The sequence below is a fragment of the Zhongshania sp. genome (assembly GCF_041623545.1).
Lineage (GTDB): Bacteria > Pseudomonadota > Gammaproteobacteria > Pseudomonadales > Spongiibacteraceae > Spongiibacter.
In genome coordinates this window covers 1-3,854 of the sequence record NZ_JBFJWS010000301.1, presented here as the reverse complement: position 1 = coordinate 3,854, position 3,854 = coordinate 1, and the positions used below count along the sequence as shown (strand labels likewise).

The 3,854-nt window shown below is 50.1% G+C and carries 3 protein-coding genes and 1 pseudogene; all 4 read left to right on the top strand.

Annotation, left to right across the window (positions count from 1 at the left end):
- Window positions 1-858: pseudogene (locus ABYT30_RS16840) on the top strand (hypothetical protein); the annotation flags it as partial.
- Window positions 859-1,337: 479 nt separating this feature from the next.
- Window positions 1,338-2,054, top strand: a complete 717-nt coding sequence (locus tag ABYT30_RS16835; protein WP_373084402.1) for a TorF family putative porin — start codon at window positions 1,338-1,340, stop codon at window positions 2,052-2,054.
- Between the two features lie 84 nt (window positions 2,055-2,138).
- On the top strand, window positions 2,139-2,477 hold the full coding sequence (gene glnK / locus ABYT30_RS16830; RefSeq protein WP_008253407.1) for a P-II family nitrogen regulator: 339 nt from the start codon (window positions 2,139-2,141) through the stop codon (window positions 2,475-2,477).
- A gap of 70 nt (window positions 2,478-2,547) precedes the next feature.
- Window positions 2,548-3,792, top strand: a complete 1,245-nt coding sequence (locus ABYT30_RS16825; protein ID WP_373084405.1) for an ammonium transporter — start codon at window positions 2,548-2,550, stop codon at window positions 3,790-3,792.
- Window positions 3,793-3,854 lie beyond the last annotated feature (62 nt).

Sequence of the window (3,854 nt, the reverse complement as noted above, 5' to 3'; positions counted from 1 at the left end):
CCGGCTGGCCATGCGTATCTTGTTGGTATTGATCAGCAGGAATTGATTTTAGATCATTTGAGTATTGGCGACGAAGCGCGCATTAGTTTCGCTCCCGGTGTTAATTCGTGGCGAGTTCATGCCCGTGTGGCCGCGATAGGCAAAAACGTCGTGATTGATGGGCGTGGCTCTGCGGGTGCAAATGGTGCGCCGGGAATTACCGCGCCGGCCTGCGAGGAGTTTGTTGATGGCCAGCCCGGCGAAAGTGGTCAAGCCGGTGCTGACGGAGTTGAAATTCGATTGCAACTTGCTTTGGAAAGCTTGGGTAGTATGCAGATTCTCAGTGCCGGTGGTGATGGTGGTTTAGGTGGCGCTGGTGGTGACGGCGCGGACTTAAATACCAAATGCGGTGCCGAGGTTGCTGGCGAAGGCGGTAATGGTGGCGACGGCGGCGAAGGGGGCCGCGGTGGCGATGTGACTTTCTTGTATCAAAGTTTAGCCAAAACAGAATCTGGCGATAGCATGGTGAGTCGGCTGAGTATTAATGCCGACGGTGGCGCTGGCGGTGAGGGTGGTGACGCAGGCTCTGGCGGTGCTGGTGGCGGCGGTCGTTACGTTGCCCAAAAGACCCTCACCGGAAGCCGTAAGTGGGTTTCAGGTGCGGCCGGAGGGCTTGCGGGTAGCCCCGGTGTAACGGGCTCGGCAGGAAAGCCTGGCCGCATTTTGGTGGATCAGTTGATTGTGAGTACGGTTAAGACTGCGCCGTCGTCTAGCGATCTCAGCCTTAAAGCCTTGCAGCGTGAAATAGTGCGCTTGCGTAAACGCGTTGAAAAATTGGAAGCTCAGCAAGGAACTGAAACCCAAGTTCGCGCCGATTAACGGTCAAAATATTTTTTCTGTTTTCAAAGGATGCCTAGCGCATCCTTTTTTTATGCCGGCAGGAAAGGTCTCGCTGGCAAATAGTGCGCGGGCACTCAAATAGTGCGCATGTCCTGGGGGCAATCTAGGATGACTGTATTAATTCTTACTATAAGCCTCTATCTGTTTGTTTTTGTTAGTTTAAATCTCTATTTCTAGTCGTATTTTCAGTCTTTATATCCATTTTGAAAAGCGGCCGTGCTTTTTTTTAAGGCATTTTGTAAAGCATATTTTGCTGTGTGCTCTATATTTGTGCACAACCACGGCTTTTGGTAGGGGAGCCTAAAGGTTGCATATTGTAAGACTGGGGATATATTGCAGAATAGTATTGTAAGTCTTTGAATTAAAACAACAAAAAAGTAGTTGGCACCGAAAGTGCTATAGCAAGATCAGGATTGTGCTTGATCACTATCTCTATACCAAAATGCGGAGACTAAAACATGAAAACTATGAAAACTTTACTGGCTGCCGGTGTTGCAGCAGCTTCAATGACCATGATTGCTGCTCCTGCTGTAGCGGAAGTTAGTGCTAGTGCCGGTGTTGCGAGCTCTTACTTGTGGCGTGGTTATGATTTGGGTAGCGGCACTCCAGCTGTTTACGGCGACATTAACTACAGCGCAGCAGGTTTTACCACAGGTGTATGGGTTTCATCTGGTGATACCGCTGCTGGCACCGAATACGATCTGTATGCTGACTACACGGTTGATTTGGGCGGCGTGAGTGTTAGTGCTGGTGTAATCAACTACGTATACGCGACTGGCGCTGGTTACCTTGGCGCAGGCAATGACACTGATTTCGGTGATCACACTGATGCCTATTTAGGTTTGGGTCTTGGCCCTGTTGCCTTCACCGCTTATAAGCAAATTGCTGGCGGCACTGAAGAGTACACTTATTACACACTGAGCTACGATATTGGTAAGTTCTCATTCTTGCTAGGTACCCACGAGTCAATCGCTAATGGCGCTACTCTAGCCAATGGCAAAATTGCCGATGGTGAAAGTGAGTCCCACTTGAATGTCACTTATTCCTATAACGACAACCTGTCCTTCACTGTAAGCCAGTTTGTTGATGGCCAGGAAAATGTTGACGCTTACGCTGGCAGCGGCGATGACGACATGAAGTTTGTTGTTTCTTACGACATGCCTATTTCTATGTAATACCCCGACCGGCGGCTGTTGTCGCCGGTCATTTTTTAACTTAGTCCTAGTGTGTGATTCACGCACATTAACAGGAGATTTCCGATGAAATTGATTACGGCTGTTATAAAGCCATTCAAACTTGATGATGTGCGTGAGGCGCTGTCTGACATCGGCGTACAGGGCATAACTGTTACCGAGGTGAAGGGTTTTGGTCGCCAAAAAGGTCACACCGAGTTATATCGTGGCGCTGAGTACGTTGTAGATTTTCTTCCTAAGGTGAAAATCGAAGTAGCAGTTGCCGACGGATCCGTTGAGCCGACAATTGAAGCGATTACTAAATCAGCGAATACCGGCAAAATTGGTGACGGCAAAATTTTCGTTACCGCACTTGAGCAGGTTGTTCGTATCCGTACCGGCGAGACTGGCGAAGACGCTATCTAATTTCTCGCGCTTACGGCTGATATAAACACTTAACTAAAAGATTATTCTCTTTCCCTTTGGAGGGCATGTGATGGAAGACATCATACAGGTCAAGTACGCCCTGGACACGTTCTACTTCCTCGTCTGTGGTGCGCTGGTTATGTGGATGGCGGCAGGTTTCGCCATGCTCGAAGCCGGTCTGGTTCGTTCAAAAAACACAACTGAAATTTTAACTAAAAACATCGCGCTATACGCGATTGCCTGCACCATGTATTTGCTGTGCGGCTACACGATTATGTACGGCGGTTCCGAAGGCGGAATTCTGCCAGATGCATGGTTTGGAAATAGCATTTCTGATGCATCCGTAGAAGACGTTTTGGCTTCTAATGGCGATATCTACTACTCCGGTTCATCGGACTTCTTCTTCCAAGTGGTCTTTGTCGCCACGGCGATGTCGATTGTTTCCGGTGCGGTTGCTGAGCGTATGAAACTGTGGACATTCCTGGCGTTTGCCGTGGTAATGACCGGTGTTATCTATCCGCTTCAAGGTATGTGGAAGTGGGGCGGCGGTTTCCTAGACGCAGCTGGTTTCTCTGACTTCGCGGGCTCTGGTGTGGTTCACATGTGTGGTGCTGCTGCAGCACTGGCTGGTGTTCTGTTACTGGGCGCACGTAAAGGTAAGTACGGCGCTGCCGGTCAGGTTAATGCAATCCCCGGTGCTAACCTGCCTTTGGCAACTCTCGGTACCTTTATTCTGTGGATGGGCTGGTTCGGCTTTAACGGCGGCTCTGAGTTGATGGTTTCAAACATTGAAGAAGCCAACGCAACTGCACAGGTGTTTGTTAATACCAACGCTGCGGCATCAGGCGGTTTGATTGCAGCTCTGCTGGTTGCTCGCATTCTCTTCGGCAAAGCGGATTTGACCATGGCCCTGAACGGCGCGCTTGCTGGTTTGGTCGCTATTACTGCGGAACCACTGACGCCTGGCCCAATGGCCGCGACTTTGATCGGTGCGGTTGGCGGTGTACTCGTCGTGTTCTCAATCTTGGCGCTAGACAAAATCAAGATTGACGATCCCGTTGGTGCCATCTCGGTACACGGTGTGGTTGGCTTCTGGGGTTTGATGGCAGTGCCATTAACCAATACAGATGCCAGCATCGGTGCCCAGCTATACGGCGCAGCGATCATCTTTGCCTGGGTATTTGGTGCGAGCCTCGTCGTGTGGGGTATCCTCAAAGTGGTTATGGGCTTACGTGTTACTGACGAGGAAGAGTACGAAGGTGTCGACCTCTCTGAATGTGGCATGGAAGCTTATCCGGAATTCACCAACAAGTAAGACTCTCCCCGTTTGGTGATTTCAGGGCGCTCATTGAGCGCCCTTTTTTTTGCGTAATGCTT

Bases quoted from the DNA above. Each gene is read 5' to 3' on its own strand.
- ABYT30_RS16825 (WP_373084405.1), top strand. From the start codon at position 2,548: ATGGAAGACATCATACAGGTCAAGTACGCCCTGGACACGTTCTACTTC.
- glnK (WP_008253407.1), top strand. From the start codon at position 2,139: ATGAAATTGATTACGGCTGTTATAAAGCCATTCAAACTTGATGATGTG.
- ABYT30_RS16835 (WP_373084402.1), top strand. From the start codon at position 1,338: ATGAAAACTATGAAAACTTTACTGGCTGCCGGTGTTGCAGCAGCTTCA.